The sequence below is a fragment of the Deinococcus gobiensis I-0 genome, assembly GCF_000252445.1.
In the GTDB taxonomy this organism is placed as follows: Bacteria; Deinococcota; Deinococci; order Deinococcales; family Deinococcaceae; genus Deinococcus; species Deinococcus gobiensis.
Genome location: NC_017790.1, coordinates 2,233,957 through 2,257,257, shown reverse-complemented (window position 1 = coordinate 2,257,257; position 23,301 = coordinate 2,233,957). Strand labels below are relative to the sequence as shown.

Annotated in this window: 16 protein-coding genes and 1 tRNA gene; 9 read left to right on the top strand and 8 right to left on the bottom strand. The window is 74.7% G+C overall.

Translation table 11 applies throughout. The features are described 5' to 3' along the window. The first annotated feature begins 91 nt into the window (after positions 1 to 91). On the top strand, positions 92 to 1,558 hold the full coding sequence (locus tag DGO_RS10680) for an amidase family protein (protein ID WP_050920781.1): 1,467 nt from the start codon (positions 92 to 94) through the stop codon (positions 1,556 to 1,558). Positions 1,559 to 1,639: 81 nt separating this feature from the next. After that, a tRNA-Val gene (locus DGO_RS10675) sits at positions 1,640 to 1,714 on the top strand. Between the two features lie 39 nt (positions 1,715 to 1,753). Here DGO_RS10675 and DGO_RS10670 read toward each other — a convergent pair. Further along, positions 1,754 to 2,131 carry a hypothetical protein gene (locus DGO_RS10670; protein WP_014685528.1) on the bottom strand — a complete coding sequence of 126 codons (378 nt, stop codon included), beginning with the start codon at positions 2,129 to 2,131 and terminating at the stop codon, positions 1,754 to 1,756. 142 nt (positions 2,132 to 2,273) lie between these two features. Between DGO_RS10670 and DGO_RS10665 the strand changes: the two genes are divergently transcribed. Then, entirely contained in the window at positions 2,274 to 4,433 is a 2,160-nt protein-coding gene (locus tag DGO_RS10665; protein WP_014685527.1) for an ABC-F family ATP-binding cassette domain-containing protein, read from the top strand. A gap of 25 nt (positions 4,434 to 4,458) precedes the next feature. Continuing rightward, positions 4,459 to 4,908 (top strand): hypothetical protein, encoded by a 450-nt coding sequence (locus DGO_RS10660; protein WP_043802041.1) that lies wholly within the window; start codon positions 4,459 to 4,461, stop codon positions 4,906 to 4,908. Between the two features lie 114 nt (positions 4,909 to 5,022). Here DGO_RS10660 and DGO_RS10655 read toward each other — a convergent pair whose 3' ends face one another. The 5 genes from DGO_RS10655 to DGO_RS10635 all read right to left on the bottom strand — a co-directional run bounded on the left by DGO_RS10655 (position 5,023) and on the right by DGO_RS10635 (position 17,979). Next, on the bottom strand, positions 5,023 to 15,150 hold the full coding sequence (locus DGO_RS10655) for a translocation/assembly module TamB domain-containing protein (protein ID WP_083847275.1): 10,128 nt from the start codon (positions 15,148 to 15,150) through the stop codon (positions 5,023 to 5,025). Positions 15,151 to 15,282: 132 nt separating this feature from the next. Further along, positions 15,283 to 15,456 (bottom strand): hypothetical protein, encoded by a 174-nt coding sequence (locus tag DGO_RS23835; RefSeq protein ID WP_169331009.1) that lies wholly within the window; start codon positions 15,454 to 15,456, stop codon positions 15,283 to 15,285. 83 nt (positions 15,457 to 15,539) lie between these two features. Continuing rightward, positions 15,540 to 15,896 carry an RNHCP domain-containing protein gene (locus DGO_RS10645; protein WP_043802034.1) on the bottom strand — a complete coding sequence of 119 codons (357 nt, stop codon included), beginning with the start codon at positions 15,894 to 15,896 and terminating at the stop codon, positions 15,540 to 15,542. Continuing rightward, a complete protein-coding gene (locus tag DGO_RS10640) occupies positions 15,893 to 16,354 on the bottom strand; it encodes a hypothetical protein (protein WP_050920780.1) in 462 nt (153 codons plus the stop codon). Before DGO_RS10640 ends, DGO_RS10645 begins: the two co-directional genes overlap by 4 nt. Before the next feature lie 83 nt (positions 16,355 to 16,437). Next, complete coding sequence (locus DGO_RS10635) at positions 16,438 to 17,979, bottom strand: phospholipase D-like domain-containing protein (RefSeq protein ID WP_043802031.1); 1,542 nt, start codon at positions 17,977 to 17,979, stop codon at positions 16,438 to 16,440. Positions 17,980 to 18,119: 140 nt separating this feature from the next. Between DGO_RS10635 and DGO_RS10630 the strand changes: the two genes are divergently transcribed. Beyond that, entirely contained in the window at positions 18,120 to 18,761 is a 642-nt protein-coding gene (locus DGO_RS10630; protein ID WP_145975306.1) for an MOSC domain-containing protein, read from the top strand. A gap of 31 nt (positions 18,762 to 18,792) precedes the next feature. On the opposite strand, the gene DGO_RS10625 is transcribed toward DGO_RS10630, so the two are convergent. Further along, entirely contained in the window at positions 18,793 to 19,785 is a 993-nt protein-coding gene (locus tag DGO_RS10625) for a LacI family DNA-binding transcriptional regulator (RefSeq protein WP_014685519.1), read from the bottom strand. Positions 19,786 to 20,007: 222 nt separating this feature from the next. On the opposite strand from DGO_RS10625, the gene DGO_RS10620 reads away from it, so the two are divergent. The 4 genes from DGO_RS10620 to DGO_RS10605 all read left to right on the top strand — a co-directional run bounded on the left by DGO_RS10620 (position 20,008) and on the right by DGO_RS10605 (position 22,557). Beyond that, complete coding sequence (locus DGO_RS10620; RefSeq protein ID WP_043802028.1) at positions 20,008 to 20,502, top strand: copper chaperone PCu(A)C; 495 nt, start codon at positions 20,008 to 20,010, stop codon at positions 20,500 to 20,502. Between the two features lie 106 nt (positions 20,503 to 20,608). Further along, complete coding sequence (locus tag DGO_RS10615; RefSeq protein ID WP_014685517.1) at positions 20,609 to 21,205, top strand: SCO family protein; 597 nt, start codon at positions 20,609 to 20,611, stop codon at positions 21,203 to 21,205. Continuing rightward, positions 21,202 to 22,053 (top strand): cytochrome c oxidase assembly protein, encoded by an 852-nt coding sequence (locus tag DGO_RS10610; RefSeq protein ID WP_050920778.1) that lies wholly within the window; start codon positions 21,202 to 21,204, stop codon positions 22,051 to 22,053. Before DGO_RS10615 ends, DGO_RS10610 begins: the two co-directional genes overlap by 4 nt. Before the next feature lie 48 nt (positions 22,054 to 22,101). Next, positions 22,102 to 22,557: a DIP1984 family protein gene (locus tag DGO_RS10605; RefSeq protein ID WP_014685515.1), complete on the top strand. Its 456-nt coding sequence runs from the start codon at positions 22,102 to 22,104 to the stop codon at positions 22,555 to 22,557. A gap of 497 nt (positions 22,558 to 23,054) precedes the next feature. Here the strand turns inward: DGO_RS10605 and DGO_RS10600 are convergent, their stop codons facing one another. Further along, positions 23,055 to 23,288, bottom strand: coding sequence for a GNAT family protein (locus tag DGO_RS10600; RefSeq protein ID WP_014685514.1), 234 nt, complete (start codon positions 23,286 to 23,288; stop codon positions 23,055 to 23,057). Positions 23,289 to 23,301: the final 13 nt, after the last annotated feature.

Here is a 23,301-nt window from a genome sequence, read left to right as displayed (position 1 = left end):
ACGTGCGCCCGCTGCGCCCCAGGCGGGACGGCGACGCTGGACCCCATCCCGGAGCGGCCCGGCCCGGCGGGGATGGCTCTAGAGTGGGCCCATGCCGCTGCCCGTGCCCGACCCGATTCTGGACCTCGACGTCTGCGCGCTCTCGGCGGCCACCCGCCGGGGCGACCTGACCTGCCTGGAGGTGACGCTGACCTACCTCGCCCGGCTGGAGGCCGTCAATCCCCGGCTGCGCGCGGTGGTCGCCGTCAACCCGCAGGCCGCCGCCGACGCCGAGGCCCTCGACGCCCTGGCCGCCGGGGCGCGCGGCACGCTGCACGGCGTGCCCATCCTCATCAAGGACAACATCGACGTGGCCGGGCTGCCCACCACCGCCGGCAGCGCGCTGCTGCGTGCCCACGTGCCCGCGCAGGACGCGCCGCTCGTCGCCCGGCTGCGCGCGGCGGGGGCGGTCATCCTGGGCAAGACCAACCTGACCGAGTGGGCCAACTTCATGACGCTGGGAATGCCCAACGGGTACTCCTCGCACGGCGGCCAGACGGTCAATCCCTGGAACGAGCCGGGCGGCGCGGTCTACGACACCGGAGGCAGTTCGTCGGGCAGCGGCGCGGCGGTCGCGGCGCGGCTGGCGGCGGCGGCCATCGGCACCGAGACGAGCGGCAGCGTCGTCAGCCCGGCGCACGAGAACGCGGTCATCGGCCTCAAGCCCACGCTGGGCTTCGTGCCGCGCACCGGCATCGTGCCCATCAGCCACAGCCAGGACACCGCCGGCCCCATCACCCGCAGCGCCCGTGACGCCGCGCTGATCCTGGGCGTGATCGCCGGGCCGGACCCGAGCGACGAAGCCAGCCGCCGCTTCGGGCCGCCGCATCTGGTCCTCGACCCGCAGGCCCTGTCCGGCGCACATCTGGGCATCGTCGGCGACGAGCCGGGCCTGGACGCCGACGAGCAGGAGGGCCTTCAGACGGCCGTGAAGACCCTGCGCGCGGCGGGCGCGGCCCCACACGACTTCGCGTGGCCGGCGCGGGCCGCCGGGGCCGGGGGCTGGCGGATGGAGGTGCTGGTCTACGAGTTCCGGCCGGCCCTCGACGCCTACCTGGGCGGGGTCACGGCCGGCCCGCGCTCGCTGGCCGAGGTGATCGCGGCCAACGACGCCGACCCGGAGCGGACCCTGCGCTATGGCCAGACGCTGCTGCACGCTGCCCAGGGCACGCGCGGCGACCTCTCGGAAAAGGCGTACCGGCAGGCCCGTGAACGCGACCTGCGTCTGTCGCGCACCGAGGGCTTCGACGTGCTGTTCGCCCAGGGCCTGGACGCCGTGGTGTTTCCCGGCATCCGGGGCTACGCCGAGGCGGCGCGGGCGGGCTACCCCAGCGTGGCGGTGCCGGTGCCGCTGGCGCGCGGCGGGCGGCCCGGCGGCGTGCTGCTCGTCGGCCCCGAGGGCAGCGACGCCCGGCTGCTCTCGCTCGCTTCTGGCCTGAACCGCGCGCTGGGCGGCGTGCAGTTTCCGCCCGACTGGGCGGCCGAGGCGGGGACCGGCGAGCCGGTCGTTTCTTCCTGAACGCGCGGATTCGCCCGGGACCGGGCGGCGCGGCTTGCGCTCGGCCACGTGGCCCGCTAGAGTGGCAAGCTGCGCAGGTGGGGGCGGTTAGCTCAGCGGTAGAGCTTTCGCTTTACACGCGACGGGTCGGGGGTTCGAATCCCTCACCGCCCACCACGCACGACCCCGCCCGGTGCGGGGTTTTCTTTTTGGCCTCTACAGTACGGTGTAACACAGGTCGGCCTTGCCGTCGCGGGTCTTGACGCAGTCGAGGTACTCCTCGCCCTCGACCGGCCGGCCCTTCAGGATCTCCAGGAAGCTCGCGTCGCGCCGGTACGACAGGGCCGCGCGGCCGTCGATGGTGGGCGGCTGGTCGGGCCTGAGGTTGGGGAATTCCACGTCGTACTGCCGCGTGCCGATGGTCAGGGCGACGTACTGCGCGCCCGCGCCGTAGCCGGGGCTGACCACGCAGGGCGCGCGCAGGCTCAGCTTGCCCGCCGTGAACACGTAGCAGATACCCAGGCGGTCGGGGTTCGGCCGCGCCGAGGCGACGCCGAGGGTCAGCAGGGCAAGGAGGGCGAGGCGGCGTTTCATACCCCTGCATAACACGGCCAGGGACGGCGCGCCGCCGAAAGTGGGGCGACCGGGCGGCCCCGGAAGTCTCAACGATTCGTGGGGGCGGTATGGGGGGCCGGGCCGGAATCGGCCCCGTGCCCGGCTGCTACCCTCCTTGCTGATGTCCACGCTGCTGCGCGCCGAACACCTCTCCCTGACCTACGGCGAGCGCCCGGTACTCGCGGACGTGTCGCTGAGCGTGGCGTCGGGCGAGCGCGTGGCCCTGCTCGGCCGCAACGGCGCGGGCAAGACCACGCTGCTGCGGGTGCTGACCGGCGAACTGCGCCCCGAGGAAGGCGAGGTCTGGCGCGCGCCGGGCCTGCGCGTCGCCGTCCTCGCGCAGCACCACGCCCACCCGGCGGGCGTCAGCGTGCGCGAACTGGTGGACGCCGCGCACCCCTACCGCGAGGCCGAGGAGGAGCTGCTGGCCCTGGAGGCCGACCTGGGCGACCCGGAGCGCCTCGCGGCCTGGAGCGCGCTGCACGCCCGGCTCGACGCCGCCGAGGCCTACGCGTGGCCGGCGCGGGCGCGGCGCATCCTGGGGATGCTCGACCTCACGCGCTTTCAGGGCCGCGAGGCCGCGACGCTCTCGGGCGGCGAGCGCACCCGGCTGGCCCTCGCACTCGCGCTGGCGCAGGAACCCGACCTGCTGGTCCTCGACGAGCCGACCAACCACCTCGACATCCGCATGCGCGAGTGGCTGGAGGGCGAACTGCGGGCCTTCGCGGGCGGCGCGCTGCTCACCAGCCATGACCGCGACTTTCTGGACGCGGTGGCCGGGCGCTCGCTGTGGCTCGCGGGCGGCGAGGCCACCGAGTACCCGGGCGGCTACACCCGCGCCGCCGCCCAGCGCGACCTGGAGCGGCGCACCCAGGCCCGGGCCGCCCGCCTGAGCGGCCAGGAGCGCGGGCGACTGGAGGGGAGCGCCGAGTGGCTGGACCTGCGCGGCCGGCGTTCGGCGGCGCTGCGTACGCGGGCCGGGCGGGTCGAGGTCGCCGAGGCGCCGCTGCCCGAGCGCCAGATCCGCATGCGGCTGCTGGCCGGCACGGCGCGCGCCCGCGTGGTGGCCTGGGGCGAGCACCTCTCCAAGAGTTACGGTGAACGGTTGATCCTCTCGGACGCCAGCTTCAAGCTGCGCCAGGGCGACCGCGTGGCCCTGATGGGCGCCAACGGTACCGGCAAGACCACCCTGATGCGCCTGCTGTCGGGCGAGACCTTTCCCGATCCGCCGGCCTCCGAGCAGGCCGCGCCTCCCACGCTGCAATTCGCGGGCGGGGTCACGGTGGCGAGCCTCGACCAGATCTGGCACGGCCTGACGCCGGGCGAGGGCCTGCGCGCGCAGTTTGAGCGCCGCTTCGGGAACCGCACGAACGGGCTGCTGGGCCGCGCGGGCTTTACCGAGGCCGACTGGCCCAAGACCCCCGAGCAGCTCTCGGGCGGCGAGCGGGCGCGCGCGGGACTGGCGCTGGTCAGCGCGCTGCGCGCCGACGTCCTGCTGCTCGACGAGCCGACCAACCACCTCGACGTCGAGGCCCTGCAGGCGCTCGAGGGCGCGGTGCAGGCCTACGCAGGCGCGGTCGTGATCGTGACGCACGACCGCCGCTTCGCGCGTGAGGTCGCCACGCGGCTGTGGGTCATCGAGGACCGCGAGCTGCGCGAAGTCGCCGGCTGGGGCGCGCGCGAGTACGGCGATCCCGCCCGCAGCCTGGAGGGCGACCCGCCGCCCCCACCCCCGCCGCCCACGCCCCGGCAGCGCCTGGGCCGCCTGGAAACCCGGCTGGGCGAGGTGCGCCGCGACCTCGACGCCCTGCCCGGCAGTCTGAGCGGCCGCGAGGAGGGGCGGCTGCGGGCGCAGGCCCACGCGCTGCAACAGGAGCTTTATGCCCTGTACGCCGAGGTCCACGCGGCTCCGCAGTGGGACGAACAGGTCCGCGAGCCGCCCCTGACCGTGCGGGCGCAGCGACTGGGCGACTGGGCGGGCGGGGGCGGCGGGGGCATGTTCTGGGCCGCCCACGACGAGTCCTGTCCGCATCTGGCCTGGGATGGCCGCACCCTGCGCTTCTCGGGACCCGTGGAGGCGTGGTACGGCGCGGCGCTGCTGGGGGGAGCGCTGCGGGTGCTGTTCGAGCGCTGGAACGTGGGCCGGGCCCAGCTCGGCGAGGCCGGGCCGGTCCTGACCCGCCGCCAGTATTTCGAGCGGACCGGGACCGTGCGCCCGGCCGGGCCGCCCGGGTGGTCGCCGCTGCCCGCCGCCGCGCCGCTCCTGCGCTCCTCCGGATAAGGTGACTTTCGCTATACTCGCGGTTATGGAAGACCTCATCAAGGGACGCCTCGGGGGTGCGGACGGCTATGACATCCGCTGCGCCATCGAGGGCGACAAAATCGTGGGCCGCGCGGGCGGCAAGCTGCACGGCAAGGACATCGAACTCGAAATCACCGAGCGCGGCGTGCAGGGCACGGTCGGCCGCGAAAGCGTCAAGATCGAGCTCGAAGCCGGCGAACTGCGCGGCAACGTCGGCAGCCAGAAGCTGACCCTGCGCGGCGTGGACCGCGTGACCGGCTTTTTCGGTGAGCCCATCGTCGGCTGGAACGTGGTCGCGCAGCAGCAGGGCGAGCACCTCTCGGGGCAGCTCGGCAGCACGGTGCTGGGCCGCATCTTCGAGCTGGAACTGGGCAGCGCCCCCGGCTGGGTCGGGACCCTGGTGGCCATCGTCGCCTTCTACGCCCTGGAACCCCGCGCCAGCGTCAGCGCCTGAAGCTGAACCGGCCCTGAAGTGTCGCCCCGGTCGCTGTGCCGGGGCGGCGCGCTTTTGTGGGGTCCGTCCGAGCGGCCGGCGTATACCGCGACCGCTCCCGGCCACCTCCGCGACTCAGCGCACGCCGAAGCGGTAGGTCACGCCGAAGCGCACGCGCGTGCTCTCGGGGTCCGAGCCGGTGCTGGGGGTGGTGGTCACGCCCAGGCTCAGGCTGGTGCGGCGGCTGACGTTGTAGTCGGCGCTGAAGTTGGGGCGGATGCTCTCCAGGCTCAGGCCGCGCAGCGGCGTGCTGACCCGGAAGGTGAAGCGGCCGTCGGGCGTGCTGTACGAGGCGTCCACCAGACCGTTGCCGCTGAGGTCGGTCTGGTACTGCAAGAACAGTTCGCGCGTGAGGTACGACCCGACCGTGATGGTGGCGTTCACGTCCCCATCGGTCGAGAGGGTCGGGGTCAGGCGGAACACGTCCAGGCCCAGGGCGCGCGCCAGGGTGCGCTCGATCTCGCCCAGTACGAACACGTTCAGGGCGGTGCGCAGGGCGCTGGCCCCCAGGGTCCCCAGGTTGCTGGGCAGGCTGGCGAGGTCCGGCACGCCGGTCACGACCAGCGCGTACAGCTCCGGCTCGCCGTAGGCCGCGCCCGTGGCCGGGTTCACGCAGGCGGCCCCGCTGTTCTCGGCGCAGCTCAGGGTGGTAGTCAGGTTCAGGACGTTGGGCCGCCCCGCCACGGTCCGGAAGTCGCCCGCGACCGACAGCACGATGGGCACCTGCTGCTGCACCGAGCGGCCGTCCACCATGACCGTGCCGGGCACCGTGCCGCGCGCCGTGATGTTGAAGGTCGGGTACAGGCCCTCGCCGCTGAAGCCCACGCGCCCCTCGGTGATGGTGAACTCGTTCTCGCGCAGGAACAGGCTACCGCGCTGGGCCAGGATCTCGCCCCGGATGCGCGGGCGCGCGCCGGTCCCCGAGATCGTCAGGCCGGTCGTGCCGAATTCGGCGCGCGCGAGGTTCTCGTCCACCCGGATGCCGTTGGGGGCGGTCACGCGCAGGTCGTCCAGGATCAGGCGCTCCAGGAAGGGCCGCTGCGGGGCCTGGCCCTCGCCTTCCTGCTGCGCCTGCGGGAAGGTCGTGTACTGCTCGGGCAGGGGGCTGGCGAAATTGTCGGTGGTGCGGCCGCCCGTGTTCGTCTCGGCGCTCTCGCCGGGGCCGGGGATGGTGGTGGGCGAGTTGACGCGTCCCAGCGTCAGGCGGGCGAAGTCGGCCGACCCGCTCACGCGGATGAGCTGGCCCTCGGTCACGGCGCGCAGGTCGCCGGTCAGGGCGCTGTCGCGGCCGTAGATCACGGCCAGAGGCAGGTTGTAGTTGCGCGCCGAGACGCTCAGGTCCAGCGGCGAGAGGGTACCGTTCAGGGTGAGGGTACCCGCGCCCGTCGCGGGGTTGGTGCTCTCGCTCTGACCCGCGACGGTCCAGCGCTCGGGCTGCCCGGCCCCGGCGCTCTGCTGCGAGAGGGTGACGGTCGTGTTGGGCAGCGCGCCCAGGGCCTCGGGCGCCACCAGCCCGCTGAAGCTCAGGCGCGTGCCCGAGAGCCGCCCCAGCGTGAGCTGGCCCCGGAGGTCCACGCGCCCGTCGGTGCCCACCGTGCCGCCGGTCAGGACGCGCCCGCCGCCCGTGAAGGCCCCGCTGTCGGGCAGGTCGCCGGCAAATTCGGGCACCTGCACGCTCAGGCCCGCCACGCTGCCCGAGAGGTTCTGGGCGCGCAGCAGCCCGCGCGGGCGGTCATAGGTGCCCGCCGCGCTCAGGGTCAGGGTGCCGCGCAGGCTGGGTTGCAGCTCGGCGAGGCCGGGAATCAGGCGCAGGACCGGCGTGAAGGTCGTGCCCGAAAACTGCGCGCTGAGGTCCACCTTCTGCCGGGTGTACTGCCCGCGCACGTCCCAGGTGCCTGCCCCCGAGAGCTGGATGTTGACGCTGCGCAGCTCGCCCGCCGCGTAGTCCAGGGTGCCGCTGCCCACCAGCGTCTCGGTGCGTACGCCGCTGGAGCTGTCCACGGTGGTGCCCATCGCCGGGCTGGTGGCGGGGGTGGTGGCCGTCCCTGAGGCTGTTCCCGCCGCCGCGGCCGCCTCGCCCACCGTGCTGGCGCTCACGCGGATGCGCTCGGCGACGACGGTGGCCGTGCCGGCGGCCGGATTCGCCAGCGGCAGGCGGAAGCGCGCGATGCCGGTCACGACGCCCTCGCCGGGGGTGGTGCCGGTCACGGCCCCCACCAGGGCGCCCAGCGGCAGCGCCTGCAGGGTCGCCTGCCCGAAGACCTCGCCGCCCCCCAGACCCGCCGTGAACTGCGAGCGGCCCAGGTAGCCGCGCAGACGCCAGTTGCCGGCGACCTGGGTGCCCTCGACGCGCGCGGCCTCGGTCTGCGTGCCGAGCTTCAGGCCCGCCGACTGCACGAAGAAGGTGCCGCCGCCGTCGTTCAGGTTGGCCTCGCCGCTCACCTGACCGCCCAGGCCGGGCAGCACGCCCAGTTCGCTCAGGTCCACCTCGTTCAGGATCGCGCGGGCGCTGTAGCCCTCGCCGGTGGGCTTCACGGCCAGCACCCTGCCCAGCGCCGGCACGAGGTCGGCCAGACCCCCCTCGGCCGTGACCTGGGCGCTGCCCATCGCGTTGCCCGCCCGCAGGCTGCCGGTAAAGCTCTGGCCGCTCAGCGCGATCTGGCCGCCCACCGTGAGCGTCTGGCCCGAAAGCTCGACGGGGTAGCTCGTCACGCCCACGCTGCCGCTCAGGCCGGTGTCGGCGGCGCGCAGGTTCACGCTCAGGGTGCCCGCGTCCTTGCGCAGTTGCCCGGCCAGCGTGCCGGTCCAGGGGCCGGCCGCCGACTGCGCCGCCGCGAGGTTCAGGGTGCCGGCGCTCAGGGCGGCGGTGGCCTGCACACTCGGGCGGCCCGCCGCCAGACGCAGTTCGCCGCTCACGTCGCCGGCCAGCGGCAGGCCCAGGTACGGCAGGTCCTGCGGCGCGCTCACCCCCGCCACCCGGAAGGAGAAGGCCCCGTCGCGGGTCCGCGAGTTGACCGACCCGCTCACCTGAAGGCGGCCACTCAGGCCGTCCACGTCCAGGCGCGCGAGGTCCAGGCCCGGCAGGTCGGCCGTGACCTGCTCGCCGTTCCAGCTCACGCGGCCCGAGGTCTCGCCGTCGCTCACGCTCAGGTCGGCGGCGGCGCGGCTGGCCGTACCCGCCGCGCGCCACTCGCCCCGGCGCAGGCTCAGGACCAGTTGGGGGTCGGCCAGGAGGCCGCGCGGGGTCACGCTCAGGCTCAGCTCGGGGCGCGTGAGGCTGGTCGCGCCCAGCCAGCGCCACTGCCCCGCCTCGTCCGGGCGCAGTTCGACCGCGCCGCTGGCCGTCGCGCCGGGGCCGTCCACCAGCCGCAGCTGCACGCCGCGCGCGTCGGCCACCAGCCGCGCGCCCGCGCCCAGCAGGCCCGCCGTCCCGGTCAGCAGCGGCCGCGCGAAGGCCCCAGACAGGGTGAGGTCGGCCGGCTGGGTCAGTACGCCCTGTGGTCCGCCCGAGACACGCGCCGAGCCGTGCCAGCCGGTGTAGGGGTCGGCGCTGACCTTCAGGTTGGCGTTCAGGCCCTGCGCCGACAGGGTGCCCTGCACCGCGAGCGCCTGGGCGCGGTAGCTCGCCTTGAGGTTGCCCGAGACGTTGCCGGCGGCGCTCAGGGCCAGGTCGGCCACGCCGTTCAGGCCCGCCGTGCCGCTGACGCGCACGCGGCTGCCGGCGGCCTCCAGCGCGAAGTCGCGCAGGGTCAGCGTCTGGCCGCTCAGGCGGGCGACCTCGGCCCCGTTCTGGCTCAGGGCGCCGCTCAGGTCCCCGAGGCTGCCGGTCAGCGTGCCGGTCAGGTCGGCCAGCGAGACGCCCGACACCGCCGCGCCGCTCGTCGTGACGGTCGCGGCGAGGGTAGGGGCCGCCACTGTGCCGCCCAGCGTCGCGGCGACGCTGGCCCGGCCGCTGCTGCCCGCCACCAGGCCCAGCGGCGTGAGGTTCAGCCGCCCCGCCAGCGTGGGAACGAAGCCCTGCGTGCGCGTGAGGGTCAGGTCGCCGCCGCCGAGCCGCCCCGCGTCGAGCGCGTAGCCGCCCCGGCCGTCGCCGCGCAGGGTCAGCGGATCGGCCAGCGCGCCGAGCTTGGCCTGCACCGTGCCCGACAGCTGGGGCCATTGGCCCTGGAGCTTCACGTCGGCGCGGTTGCCGGCGGCCTGCACGCTGCCGTACACGCTGGCGCGCGCCGTGCCCGCCGCGAGGTCGAGGTCTTGCACGTCGGCGTACAGCGTGCCGCCCTGACCCTCGCCGCGCAGTTCGGCGCGGGCGAGCAGGTGCGGATCGCTGGCCCGGCCGCTCAGGGTCAGGCGGGCGGCGAGCTGGTCGGTGACGGCGTTCAGGGTGCCCGACACCGTGGGGTCGCGCACCTGCCCGGCCAGGGTCAGGGCCGCGTCCACCTTGCCACTTCCACCAGGGCCCGTGCCGAAGGAGGCCGCGCCCGCGTAGGCCGTGGACACGCCGCTCACGCGCAGGTTCAGGCCCTGGGGCAGGCTGCCCTGGGCGCTCAGCAGGCCGCCGCGCAGGCTGCCGCGCAGGTCGGCCTTCAGCACGTCTCCCTGCGGGCGGTACTCGGCCGAGCCGTACAGGCTGAATGGCCCCACCTGTCCCTGCTCGCCGCGCAGGGCGAGGTTGCGCGCGCTGAAGCTCTCGGGGCCGCCCGCGAGGGTGCCGTGGGCCTCGGCCGTCCCCGCGAAGGTCAGGGCGTCCACGTCCAGCGAGGCCGGCAGCAGCCGCGCCAGCCGCAGCGAGGGGGTCTTGAGGGTCGCGTCGTAACGCCCGCCCTTCAGGGTGGCCGCGCCGCTCAGGGCCGGGCCGTTCAGGCTCAGGGCCACGTCGCCCGCGCGGTAGCTGGCCCGCACGTCGCCGCTCAGCTCGCCCAGGGTGTCCTCGGTGCGCCCGGCGAAGGTGGCTTCCACGCGGTTCCAGGCATTGCCGCCCAGGGTCAGGGTGCCGCCCACGCCCAGTTGCCCGGCGCGGCCCCAGAAGGCCCCGGCGTCCAGGCGGTTCAGGGTCAGGGTGCCCGACGGGCGCAGCGGCAGGTCGGCGCCAAGCAGGCCGCTGAAGCTAGCCTGCTTGGCGCCGCTGCCCAGGGTGCCGTTCAGGGCCAGGGCGCCGCCGCCGTTCAGGGCCGCGTTCAGCGCTCCGCCCGGCACCGTGCCCACGGCGCGCAGGGTGCCCAGCCAGCCCGCGCGGGCGTTCCAGCCGGTCGCGCCGTTCAGGGCCACGTCCGTCCCGCCGCTGCGGTAGCGGGTGCGCAGGTTCAGGCGGGCATTGAGCAGGCCGCCGGGGGCCGCCGTGCCCAGGCGCCCGCGCACGGGGCCGTTGACGGCGTCGCCGCTCAGGGCCACCTTCCAGTCCTGGCCCAGCAGGCGGGCGCTCAGGCGCGTGCCGGCGACCGCCAGCCCCTCGCCGTTCTCGCCGCCGACCGCACCGGTCAGCAGGCCCTGAATGTTCACGTCGGGCTTGGCGAAGGTGCCGCCGACCTGCGCGGTGAAGCGGCCCGGCACCACCCGGTTCACGTCGGCGCGGGCGCTCAGGGCCAGGGCAGGGTACACCGGCCCCGAGGCGCGCAGGGTGGTGCCGGCTAGCGCGGTGCCGGTCAGGGTGGCGGTGGCCCCCTGAAGGCGCAACGTGCCGTCCGTGTACCGCGCCGGCACGGTGAAGCGCGCCCCGGCCGCCTCGCCGCTGGCCTGCGCGCGCAGGTCGGCCAGGGTGCCGCCCAGCGTGGCGCTCAGGGCGCCCTGCACGCCCGCCAGGGCCTGGAGGTCGGGCGCGGCGAGCTGCCCGGCGACACGCCACGCGCCCAGGCCGTCCCCCGCGCCGCGCGTCAGGCCGAGGTCCAGGGTCGCGCCCGACGTGGCCGCGCGGATGGTGGCCCGCGCCGCCCCCGTGGTCAGGTTCTGGCCGCTGGCGTTCAGGCTCAGATCGCGGCCTGCGTAGGCGCCGGTCGCCGTGAGGGTCAGCGTCTCGGCGGCGCTGCCGCGCAGGGTCGCGCTCAGGCGGGGGCCGCCCTGCGCCTGGGCACGCACGGTCAGGGCCGCGTCCGCCTGCGGGTAGACCGGGCCGCGCACCGTCGCGGAGACGCCCGCCACCGTGCCCGCCAGATCGGCGGCGAGCTGCCCGCCGCGCAGGGTCACGCGCCCGCGCACGTCCTGGGCCTCGTCACTGGTGGCGCGCAGGTCCACGCCGAGGGTGCCGCTGGCCCGCGCGAACTCCAGTCCGGGCACGTTCAGGTCGAGGGTCGCGGCGCCGCGCACATCGGGCAGGCCGGAGTCGGCGAGCAGGGGGGCCAGCGCGCGGGCGTCCAGCCGACCGCCGCTCACGCTCAGGGTGCCGCCTGCGAGGCGCACCGGCAGGCGGGTGCCGGGGTGGGTCAGGACGCCCTGGGCGACGAGGCCCTGCGTGCTCACGCCGCCGCGCCAGTCGAGCTGCGCGTCCAGCCCCAGCGGCGCGCCCGCGTACTGGGTGCGCCGCAGCGACACGTCGGCCCCGGTCGCGCGCACCTCGGCGATCAGCTGGCCGGGGCGGACCACGGCGCGCAGGTTCTCGGGCAGCAGGCCCAAGAAGGGCGCGAGGTCGGCCGTCAGGGTGCCGCCGATGCTGGGCAGCACCTGGAGGCGCCCGCCCAGCGGTCCCGAGGGCAGCACGCTCAGGCGCGCGCCGTCGCCCGCCACCGCCAGCGTGCTGGGCTGCGTGCCCGCCGCGCTCTCCAGGCGGTAGCGCAGGCCCAGGCGCCCGGCCCAGGCGCCGCCCGCGTAGCTCAGGCCGCCCAGGTTCACACGCGCCCCGGTCAGCGAGCCGCTCAGCGGCAGGGTCTGGGCCGGCACGACCAGGGCCGCCGCGCCCGATCCGAAACGCTGCGCCCGGAGCTGCACGGTGCCGCGCAGGTTCGAGACGCCGCCGGTGGCCCGCGCGCTCAGGTAGGGCCCATCCACCCGCAGGTTGAGGTCCGAGACGGTCGCGGGCAGGGTCAGGCGGCCCGAGGCGCTGACCGTCTGGCCCGCCACCGTCCCCGAGGCCGAGATGCGCCCGCCCGCCGCGACCACGTCCAGCGGCCCGGCGCGCAGGCGCCCGCTTAGGACGCCGTTCGCCGCGCTCAGGCGGCCTTCGAGGGTCTGGCCCCCCAGGGTCAGGCGCCGGGCATCCACCTGGAGGTTGTCGAAGCCGCGCAGGGTCACGGTGGCGGCGCCGCCCGCGCTGTCCCGCACGCTCAGGGTGCCGCGCGGGCTGGCCCCGGTGCCCTGGATGTTGCCGTCCACGAAAAGCCGTCCGTCGCCGCCCGCGCCCGGCACCGTCAGCGGGCCGCGTACGTTCACGTCGTAGCGCCCGGCGGGCAGCGAGGCCCGGCCCTCGGCGCGCAGGCCCTCGCCGTCGGTCACGAGGACATTGAGCCGCTCCCAGGGACCGCTGAGGGCCACGGTGTACTGGTCCAGCGTGCCGCGCGCCTCGACGGCGCCCCGGAAGCCCGCATTCGCCCCGCGGCCCGGCCCCCAGGTGGCCCGCCCCTGCACCTGCCCGGTCTGCCCGAAGGCGGTCAGGGTCTGCGCGCCCGCCACGCGGACCAGCCCGCTGCGCCCGTCGTAGGTGACGCCCAGGTTGCCCCAGCGCCCGCTGGCGCTCAGGGCCGGGGTCAGGGTGCCCGTCACATTGATGTCCTGCGCGGGCACGCTCACGCCGCCGAAGGACAGCTCGCCCGTGCGCCCGCTCAGGCGCGCGCCCAGGGCGCCGTAGGGTCCGCTGACAGTCGCCCGCAGGGTCTGGCCCATGAAGGTCGCCGCGCCGCTGGCCTGCACGTCGGGGTAGACCCGGCCTGTCAGGGTGGCGCCGGCCGTGTCGCCGCCCACTGGCAGCGCCGCGCGCAGGTCGGCCGTGACGGTGCCGATGGGCGTCTGTCCCACATTGCCCCGGCGGGTCAGGGTGCCCGCGACGGCCGCGCCCGCCGCCTGCGCCTGCACCCGCGCCGTGCCGCCCAGCCCCGCGAGGTTCAGGTCCACGGTGCCGCCCAGCCCGGACACCTTGGGCAGCAGGGGCCGCAGCGCCGCGAGGTTCACGCGCCCGGTGGCCTGCCAGTCGGCGCCGTCGATGAGGCCGCTGGCCGTGTCGCCCAGCGTGGTCAGCGAGAAGCGCACGCCGTTCTGCACACTCAGGCTGCCCCGGATGTCGGTGCCCTCGATGCGGGCGGTCGTGCGGTAGGGCGCGCGCAGGTCGGCGTCGGCCAGCACGGTCACGCCGCCGGCCGTGCCGCGCACGCGGGCCGTGGTGCCCGACGCCTCGGCGCGCAGGTCGTAGCCGTTGCCCTCGGCGCGCAGGGTGCCCACGGCCTCCAGCTTGGTGTTCACCGAGAGGTCGCCGCTCACCGCCGCGCCCCCCGTCACCGCGAGGTCGCGCGCGCGCAGGCTGAAGGTCTCGCCGTCCCAGGTCAGCGCCTGCTCGCCCGAGCGGAAGGTGGCCCGGCGCCCGATGAAGTTCAGGTCCAGCGGTCCGCTGAGCGGCTGTTCCAGCCCCGGCACCTGCGCCTGCACGTTGCCGCTCAGGGCGCCGCCGGTCAGGTTCAGGCTGCCGCTGCCGCCCAGGGTCGCGCCCGCGCCCCGGAGGTTCCGGACAGCCCATTCGCCGCGCAGCTGCCGGTCGAGGTCGAGCCGTACCGCGCCGCCGCCGGGCTGGTCGAGGGCGGCGCGCAGGCCCGAGCGGTCGTAGTGGGCGCTGCCGCTCAGGGCCAGCGGCCCGGCCTGCGCGCCGGTGATGGTCGCCTGCAGGTCCTCGGGGCTGCCGCTCAGGACCACGCGCGCGCGCGCCGCGCCGTAGTCGGGGTTCAGGGTGGCCGAGAGCTGCCCGCCCTTGAGCGCGTAGCGGGCTTCGAGCGGCCCGCCGAGCGCCGCGCCCTCCAGCGTGACGATGTTGCGCGCGTTGATGCCCGCCGTGAGGTCCAGCGCCCGGCCCGCGAAGTCGCCCTTCCACTCGGCCACGCCCGCCCGCCCGAGCGCCCAGCGGCCCGTGAGGGTCTGCGCCCCGGCGACGCGGGTGCGCGCGCTGAAGGCGAGGTCGTTGGTCTGGCCATTCACCGTCTGGCTGGCCCCACCTGCCGTATCGGCACTCAGGAAGGTGTATTCGGCCCTGGCGGCCTCGAAGGGCACGCCCGCCAGCGTGCCCTCGCCCTGCGCGTAGCCCTTGACGCGCACGGTGGTCCAGCCGCCCGCCGTGACGCGCAGTTTCAGCGTGCCCTGCCCGGTGGTCCCCACGGCGCGCGCCAGCCCGGCGACGGTGGGCGAGGCGTCGGCGCTGACCGTCCAGTTCTGGGCCTTCAGGTCCACGCCGCCGCGCGCGGTGACGGGGCCGTCCCAGCCCTGGCCGGCCAGCGTGAAGCCGATCTGCTCGCCCCGGTGCGTGGCGCGCCCGGTGACGCCGGTCACGCGCACGAACCGGGCTTCGGGCACCCGCACCTCGCCGCCGCTCAGGCGCAGGTCGCCGCGTAGGGGGCCGTCGCCCACCACGTAGCGCCCGGTGACGCGCCCGGCCTCGATGCCCTTCCAGTAGTGCCGCGCGATGCGGGCGTCGGCGTCCACATCCACCGTGAAACGGTTGGTGCCGGCCGCTGTCTCGGCCACCGTGACCCCAGCCGTGAACTTGCCGTCGCCGGTCGAGCCTTTGACCTTCAGGCGGCCGTCCTCGTCCTGGTCCACCTCCGCGCGCAGGTCGGGCACGTTGACCCCCCGGCCGTCCACACGTAGCTGCGAGTCCCGGATGTTCACGCCGCTCACGACGACTTTCCAGCCGCCGCCCGCCGCGCCCCCACCGCCCGCCGCGCCGCCCTTGAGCAGTTCACCGAGCTTGAGGTCGGCGTTCGCTCCTTCGAGGTCCACGGCGATCCGCACCGTGCGGGTCGCCGGGTCCAGGCCCGTGACGGTCACGCCCGCCGCGCCCGCCGTGGCGCTCACGCCCGGAACCTGTACCCGCGCGTCCTCGACGCGGGGGGCCCACAGCGGTCCCGTGACGCGCCCGGCCTGTACGCCGCCGCCCAGACGGGAGAGCAGCAGCCCCCCGAACAGGGCCGGCGAGTAGGCCACCACGCCGCCCAGCAGCAGTCCCGAGCCCAGCACCACCCAGGGCCAGCGCCGCGCGGGGCGTTCCCGGCGCCGGCGCGGTGCGGCGGCCCGGCGGCTCATGCCCGCCCCGCACAGGTCACCGCGCCCCGGAAGGACCGGGACGCGGTGACGGAGGAGTGGAGAGGTGGGCGGCCAACCATTCGCGCCATCTTAGAGCCTGCGCGTGAGGGACGTGAGCGCGCAGGCGACCGGTCAGATGAACAGCGGCTCGTCGGGGTCGTCGGGCAGGGGGCGGTCCTTGCGGGCCAGCAGCGCCGCCGCCGTGCCGATGCCCAGCAGCGCGCCGATGCCCAGCACCGCCAGCACCCAGACGCTCGCCGAGAGCGGCGGAGTCGCCGCGCGGTGGGTCAGTTGTTGTCCTTCCATGTAATGCAGCATACCGTCCGGCCCGGCCGCCGCCCTTGACCTCGTCTTGAAAGGGCGTGGGCGGTGGGGGCACAGGGCCGCACCTACAGGCCCCGGCCCCCGGGGGCCTCGCGGCGGCTCAGGGCGATCAGCACGTCCCAGTCGTCGGGTTGCTCGGGGTCGTCGAGGGCGGCGCGGTTGCGGCCCAGGTGGCCGCATTTCGCGCAGCGGTGCACGACGATCCAGCCCTTCTTGCCGCTGTGCTCGACCCCCACCGGCACGAGGTCGCCGTGGCAGTCGCTGGCGCGGTCGCCGGGCAGCACGTCCACATGCAGGCTGTGCAGGCAGTGGGGGCAGTGGTTGCGCACCGAGCCGTTGCGCAGCGGCAGCACCTCGCCCCCGCAGGAGCGGCAGGTAAAGGCGTTGTTGGTGCCCTGCACCGTGAAGCGCCGCCCGCTCACCGCGCGCCTCCCCGGCGGGCGAGGCGGCGGGTCCGCCGGGCCTCCCAGCGGGTGTCGAGAAAGGACCGGACGGCCGGATGCCCCACGAGCAGCAGCCCCAGCGCGATATAGGCCATGCCCGCCACGCTGATGACCCAGCCCTGCCAGCTCACGGTGCCGGCGAGCATCCCCACGATGAACACCAGCACGCCCGTGAACATGCTCAGGCCCACCGTCACGCGCCAGGCCCACACGCTGCCCAGCCACACCTGCGCGAGCAGCGCCGCCGTGGCGCAGGCGTACAGCACGTTGCGCGCGAAGTCGCCCGTCTGTCCCTGGAGCAGCCCGGCCAGAAAGGGCGTCGTGCTGATCATGAACAGGCCCGCGAGCACGACCTGGGTCGGCACGCGGCCCGCACCGGCCAGGGCCGGGTCGTGCGGAGAAGGGGGACGGGGGGCAGGCGCGCTCACGCCTTCCATTTCAGCACGCGGGCGGCGAGGCTGCCGGGACGGGGGGCCCAATTGCGGCTGGGGCCGGGGACGCGCGGGCCTGGGCCTGGGCCTCAGGGCACCCAGGCAGGCAGCGTGACCGGCTGCGCGCGCGCCCACTCGTACTCGAACTGCCGCCCGAAGGCGCGCAGGGTGCCGGCGTCGCTCGTCGCCAGGGTGTACTCGCTCAGGCCGCCCGGTCCGAAGGCGCTGAAGTGCAGGTTCTGGCTGCCCACCGTCAGCATCTCGCCGTCGATGAGGGCCGCCTTGGTATGCAGGCCTCCCGCCCCGGCGAACCAGCGCGCCTGGACATGCCCGGCCAGACCCTCGGGGGCCAGCGCCGCGCGCAGGCTGCCCAGCAGCGAGAGGCCCTCGACCTGGAGGAGCGGGTCGTAGTCGAGCAGCAGGCGCAGGGTCACGCCGCGCTCGCGCACCGCGCGCACCGCCGATAGCCACACCGGCAACTGGTCCTCGGGAAAGCGGCACAGGCCCGGCAGCGTCAGGCTCAGGCTACAGCCCAGCGTGCCGCTCACCTGCGACTGCATCACGTCGATACGGCGGTCGGCCGCGCCGAACAGCTCGGCCACCGTGTCGTCCTGGGTTTCGTAGCCGCTGCGGCGATACAGGCCGTACACGTGGGCATCTCCGCTCGTGGCGGCGGGAGATGCCCACGTCAGGGGCAGCGTGCCCCGGCCGCTGAAGGTGCAGACCTCGCGCACGGTCTGGGGGGTGGGCGCGGCGCGGCACTCCAGCAGGTCGCTGTGTGCCCAGCCGTCGGCGAAGGCGGCCAGGGCGTGGCGCGCGACCGGGCCGCGCACCCGCAGCGCGAGGTCGGTGAGGTCCTGTCCGCCGCCCCTGGGCGCGTCCGGGGCGCGGGTCGTGGCGGGCAGGTGCATCCAGCTCAGGTTGAAGCCCCCGGCGATGACGTCCTGGCCGTCTACCACGATCAGTTTGGCGTGCTGATGCGGCGCGGCGTAACGGTAGTCGGCCAGCTCCAGCCGCCAGCCGGGCACGGTGTCGCCGGTCAGGGGAATGCCGGCGGCCAGCAGTTGCCGCGCGGCCGTGAAGGCGTTGGCGGCGGGGTCGGTCAGGGCGTCCAGCCGGATGGAGTGGCCCAGCAGCACGCGCACCGTCAGGCCCTGGGGGTAGCGCTCCGGGTGGGCCTGCACGTCGCGGCGCAGTTCGGCCAGCGTGCGGGCGACGGCCGCGCCGGGCGAGTCCTGCCCCTCCTCCCACAGCATGTTGGCGAGCACGATCTCGCGCCGGGCCGCGCGCAGCTGCGCCTCCACAAGTGCGAAGCCTCCCTGGGGGTTGGCCGGCTGGTCGCTGTAGGCCGCGTCGGGGTTGGGAAAATGGATCAGGCCCAGGACCTCGTTGCCGCAGCTCAGGGCCGCGCCCTCGCCGCGCGTACGCTCGTAGAGCAGCCGGTCGAGCCGCGCGGCCGGGGGTGGGCAGGCGTTCAGCGCCTCGCCGTCGAGCGCCGCGCGGTCGGGAGCAGGTAGGGGAGAGGCGAGAAAGGTCAGGCCGCCGGGCAGGACCCAGGCCCCGCCGCCGGGCCGCATCGGGAGCAGGCCGGCGATCAGCAGCAGCAGCCCCAGCACCGGCACCAGACGCACCCCGGCAGGCTACACGCTCGGCCCACCCCGCTGGACCCGGACCGCTTTAAGGAAAACGAAGTCAATCTTGATGCGCGGCGGCCCACATAGGCTGCCGGCCGGGACTTGCGCGGGCCGGGACCGGCTCTCTAGCCTGGGGCATGACCTTGCGAATCCTCAGCGTGCAGGTGGGCCGCCCCGCTCCGGTCCAGATCGGGGCGAAGGCCGTCACGAGCGGTATCGACAAGCGGCCGGTGCCGGGGCGCGTGCCGCTGGGCGAGCTGGGGCTGGGCGGCGACCACGTGCTCGACACGCGCCACCACGGCGGCCCCGATCAGGCGGTGTACCTCTATACGGCCCCCGACTACGACCGCTGGGCCGAGGAACTGGGCGAGCGGCCTGCGCCGGGCACCTTCGGCGAGAACGTGCTGCTCGGCGGCCTGGAGTCGGCCGAGGTGGGCATCGGCACGCAGCTCGACTTCGGGGACGCGCGGCTGGAGGTCACGGCGGCGCGCATTCCCTGCGCGACCCTGGCCGCCCACATGGGCGATCCCGCCTTCGCCAAGCGCTTCGCCGCCCTGCGCCGCCCGGGGCTGTACGCGCGCGTGCTGCGCCCCGGCACGCTGGGGGAGGGCGACGCCGTGACCGTCTCCGCGGCTCCCGAGGGTGCCCCCACCGTCGGGGAGGTCTTCGACCTGTGGTTCGCCCGGCGCCGCGACCCCGAGCGCCTGCGCGCCCTGCTCGCCTACCCGCTGGCCGCGCGGCTGCGTGACGATATTGAGGGATGGCTCAAGGAGGGCTGAGCGGGTCGGGGGCGGCCCCCGACCCCTGCGCTCAGGCGCTGGAGCGCCGCACGAGGACCGGCGAGAACTTGCGTGCGCGCGCCGGGCCCTGATGCCCGCTCAGGCGCGAGAGCAGTAGTGCGGCCGCCTCCTGCCCCATCTTCTCGACCGGCTGGTGCAGGGTGGTCAGGCCCCGGCTCTCGGCCCAGGGCTGATCGTCGAAACCGATGACCCGGACGTCCTCGCCGGGCCGCAGGCCGCGTTCCAGCGCCTCGTCGATCAGGGCGGCGGCCAGCAGGTCGGCCGAGGCGAAGACCGTGCAGGGCAGCTCGGCCTCGTCGAGCAGCCGGGTGGCGGTCCGGCGGGCGGCGAGGTTGTCGAAGCTCGAGACGTACTCGGCCTTCATGACGCGCCCGGCGGCGGCCAGCGCCTCGCAAAAACCGCTGCGCCGGTCCTCGAAGACGCGGGTGGTGAACAGCTGGTCGAGTTCGGTCTCGACCCACATCGCGTACAGCGTGCCCGGCAGCGTGCAGGCGTACTCGCCCGCCACGCGCCCGCCGCAGACGTTGTCCATGTAGGCGCAGTCGGCGGCCGGAGAGTAGGCGTCCACCAGGACGGTGGGCTGCTGGGTGCGCAGGCGGTGCTGGTCGAACAGCCCCGTGAGGTTGTAGGTCGCCATGACCAGTCCGTCGGCCTGGTAGGCCAGGGTGTGCGAGCCGAGGTAACGCTCCAGGCGCGAGCGGTCGAGCAGCGGAAAGATCGCCACGTCGTAGCGCGCCTCCTGAAAGGTGGTCTCCAGGCCGTCGAGCAGGCGCACGTAGAACTCGGTCGTCACGACGGGCAGCAGGATGCTGATGGTGTAGCTCTTGCCCCCGGCGATGCGGCGGGCATGGGGATTGGGCGTGTATTCGAGGTCCGCGATGGCCCGCAGCACGGCCTCACGGGTGGTGTCCTTGACGGCCGTATGGTTGTTCAGCACGCGAGAAACGGTGCCGACGCCCACGCCCGCCGTCCGGGCCACGTCTTGAATGGTGGGTTTTCGCATGTCGCTCGCCGTTACCATACCCCGCCGCATGGAACGGGTTCCAGAACCGGCCCGCGTGCCCGGCCCGTTCAGGGGGACAATCCGGCGGCCGGCCCCCGCTAGACTGCCCCCCAACGTCTCCGGGTGCGGAGTAGAGGCAGGAAACCGCTTCCGTGCCTGCCCCCCTGACCTGCCGAAACGAGGTTGTGCATGTCCGAATTGCCGTTTGTCCTTCGCCGGTCCGTGTTGTGGACCTGCGCCGCCCTGAGCCTCATGCCCGTCGCCCTGGCCCAGCATTCGGGCCATGACATGCCGGGCCACACCATGCCCATGTCCATGCCTGCCCAGACGGCGGCCCCCGCGTCCAGCGCCGCCCTGCCGCTGCGGGCCAGCGGGGCCACCGTCGTCGCCGTGCCGCCGGGCATCGGAGAGACCTCGGTGTTCCTGACCCTGACCAATGCGGGCGCGCAGCCCCTGAAGATCACGGGGGTGCGCAGCGCGGTCGCGGGCCGCACCATGCTCATGAATACCGTCAAGTCCGGCGCCATGACCGGCATGAAGATGGCGGCCGCCCTGGTCGTCCCCGCCCGCGGCCAACTGGTGCTGAGCGCGACCGGCGACCACCTCATGCTCCTGGACCTCAAGCGGAGCCTGAAGGTGGGCGAGACGCTGAATCTGCGCCTCCTGACCAGTGATGGCCGCAGCCTGACGGTCGGCGCCACCGTCCGGAAGCCCTGAGATGCAGGCCCACATCCCTGGTTCCCGGTCGGCCGACAGCAGCGAGACCGGACCGGCCGCGCCCCAGACGGCCCCGGCCGGGCGGCCCTGGTACGTCTCGGCGCTCATGGCGGCCGGAGCGGTCGCCCTGCTGCTGGGCGGCGTGTGGGGCTACACCCGGCTCAAGAATCCGTATCCCTTCTTCGGGACGGCCTACGACGCGCGCCCGGCCGCCACGACGTTCGCGGGCACGGATCAGGACGACCGCGCCTTCGCTTTCGCGCCGGACGGCAAGACCACCACGGCGCTGTTTTTCGGCTTCACGCACTGCCCCAACATCTGCCCGCTGAGCCTGAGTTACCTCACCAAGGTGCGCCAGAGCCTGCCCGAGGCCGAGCGGGCGAACTTCCGCGTGATGATGGTCAGCGTGGACCCGGCGCGCGACACGCCCGCGCGCCTGCGCGAGTACGCGAACTTCTTCGGCAAGGCGACGGCCGTGAACGTGCCCGAACCCCAGCTGGCCGGTGTGGCCCGCGCTTACGGTGTCGGCTATGAGAAGGCCGACGTGAAGTCGCCCAGCGACTACCAGATCAACCACACGACCGCCTCGTACCTCATCGACCGCAACGGCAGGCTGCGGGTGCTGTGGGACTACACCCAGCTGCCGCAGGTGGACCGCGTGGCGGCCGACGTGCGCTACGTCATGGCGAATCCCGCGCCATGAGCGCCCCCGTGACGGGCGGCCCGGGGGCGGGCGGCGTGAACCTCAGCCCCGGCCTGGGCGAACTGCTGGCCCTGACCCCCGACTGGCCGATGCTGGTGGCCGCGCTGGTGGTGGGCGGCCTGTATTTCTGGCGCTTTGCCGCTGCCCGGCGGCACGAGGTGGACCGGGCCCGCTGGCCGATCTGGAAGGCCGCGCTGTTCGGGCTGGGGCTGGTCCTGTGGCTGCTCGTCACGCAGAGCCGCGCCAGCGCCCTGACCGGACAGAGCATGGCGCTGTACATGGGCCGCCTGATGGTGCTGGCCGAACTGGTGCCCCCGCTGCTCGTGCTGGGCATCCCGCGCGCCGTGGCCCTGGACCCCCGCCGGGGGCTGGGGCGCGTGCTGGGGCTGCTGCTCGATCCCTGGGTGGCCCTGGCGCTGTGGGCGGCGGTGGTCGTCTTCTGGAACGTGCCGGCGGGCTTCAATGCCAGCGTGGTCAGCAACTCGGCGGCGCAGCTCCTGCCCGCGCTGTACCTGCTGAGCAGCCTGCTCGTCTGGGCGGTGGTCCTGCGGCCCCTGCCCGCCGTGCAGCCGGCCAGCATCGGCTCGCGCGGGTGGTTCGGGCTGCTCGCCGCCCTGCCCATGATGTCGGTCGCGGCCGTGTGGCTCTACTCGCCGCGCGTGCTGTATACGCCCTACGTCAATGCCCTGTGCCTGTGGAACCTGACCCCGCTGGAAAACCAGCAGCTCTCGGGCTGGATCATGATGGTGGCGGGCATTCCGGCGATGGCGCTGGCCTTCGTGCAGCTCATGGCGTGGCTGATCCGGCTGGCCGACGGCGACTCGCTGCCCAAACCGCCCGCGCGCTGAGCCGGATTCGGGCGACTGCGGCGGGGTTCATGCTCTACCCTGGGGCGCATGAAACTCGCCGAAGCCCTCATCGAACGCGCCGACCTGCAAAAGCGCGCCGCGCAGCTTCAGGCCCGGCTCCAGAACAACCTCAAGGTGCAGGAGGGCGAGGCCCCCGCCGAGGACCCCCGCCAGTTGCTCCAGGAATTCATGGAGGTGGCGGCGGCCCTCGAAGCCCTGCTGCCGCGCATCCACCGCGCCAACCTGGCGGCCACGTTGCCGAACGGCCAGACCCTGACCGACGCGCTGGTGAGCCGCGACCTGCTGGACCTGCGCCTGACCACCCTGCGCCAGCTGGTTGCCGGGGTCAGCACGCCCCAGGAGCGCTACAGCCGCAGCGAACTGAAGCTCGTGGCGACCCTGCCCGCCCGCGAGCTTCAGGCCCAGGCCGACGCGCTCGCCAAGGCCCGGCGCGAGCTGGAGGTCCAGATCCAGCAGGCCAACTGGCAGACCGAGCTGCCCTGATCCGGTTCCTGGGGTGGGGCTCCTGGGGCGCTTGACCCCTGGCGTGCCGGGGCGCACAGTGGGGACGGGCCGGCAGCTGCCTTTCGCGGGCGGGGGCCAAACCCTATTCCTCCGGCGGGGTTCGTCGAGTCGGAGGCTGAGACGCGCGGGGCCGCGTCACCCCCTTTACCCGGCAGCCCAGCACTGTTCACCGCTGACCTGTCACCCTGCACCCTTCACGACCACGGCTCCGACGCGGGAGCCAGCGCCGCGCCCATTTTCCGCACCACCCGGTCCGTCTTCCTCTTCCCGGAGGAGGCGGGCTTTTTTCAGGGCAGGTGTCAGGGCAGCTCGCGGGTGAGGATCAGGCGGCGGTTGCCCTCGTCCCCGTCCAGCACGCCGGCAGCCACGAAGCCCGCTTTCTCGTACGCCCGGCGTGCCCGTACGTTGCGCTCGTCGGGGTCGATGACCAGCCGCCGCAGCCCGGGCCGCCGCCCCTGCCAGTGGTCGGCGAACGCTCAGCTTTCGGCCACCGGGGCCGACCTCCACGGTCTGGAGGAAGCCCACCGGCCGCCCGTCCACCCGCATGAGCACATTTCGCTGTCCGGGAGGCCGTAGCTCGCGGCCACGGCGGCCTCGTCGCGCTCGCCGTCGTCCCAGAAGGCGCGCACGTGCGGGGCCTGTAGCCAGCGCGTGAGCCGCTGCACGTCGGCGGCCGTAAAGGGGGTGAAGGTGAGGAGCGCCGGGGTCATACGGTGTCCGGAA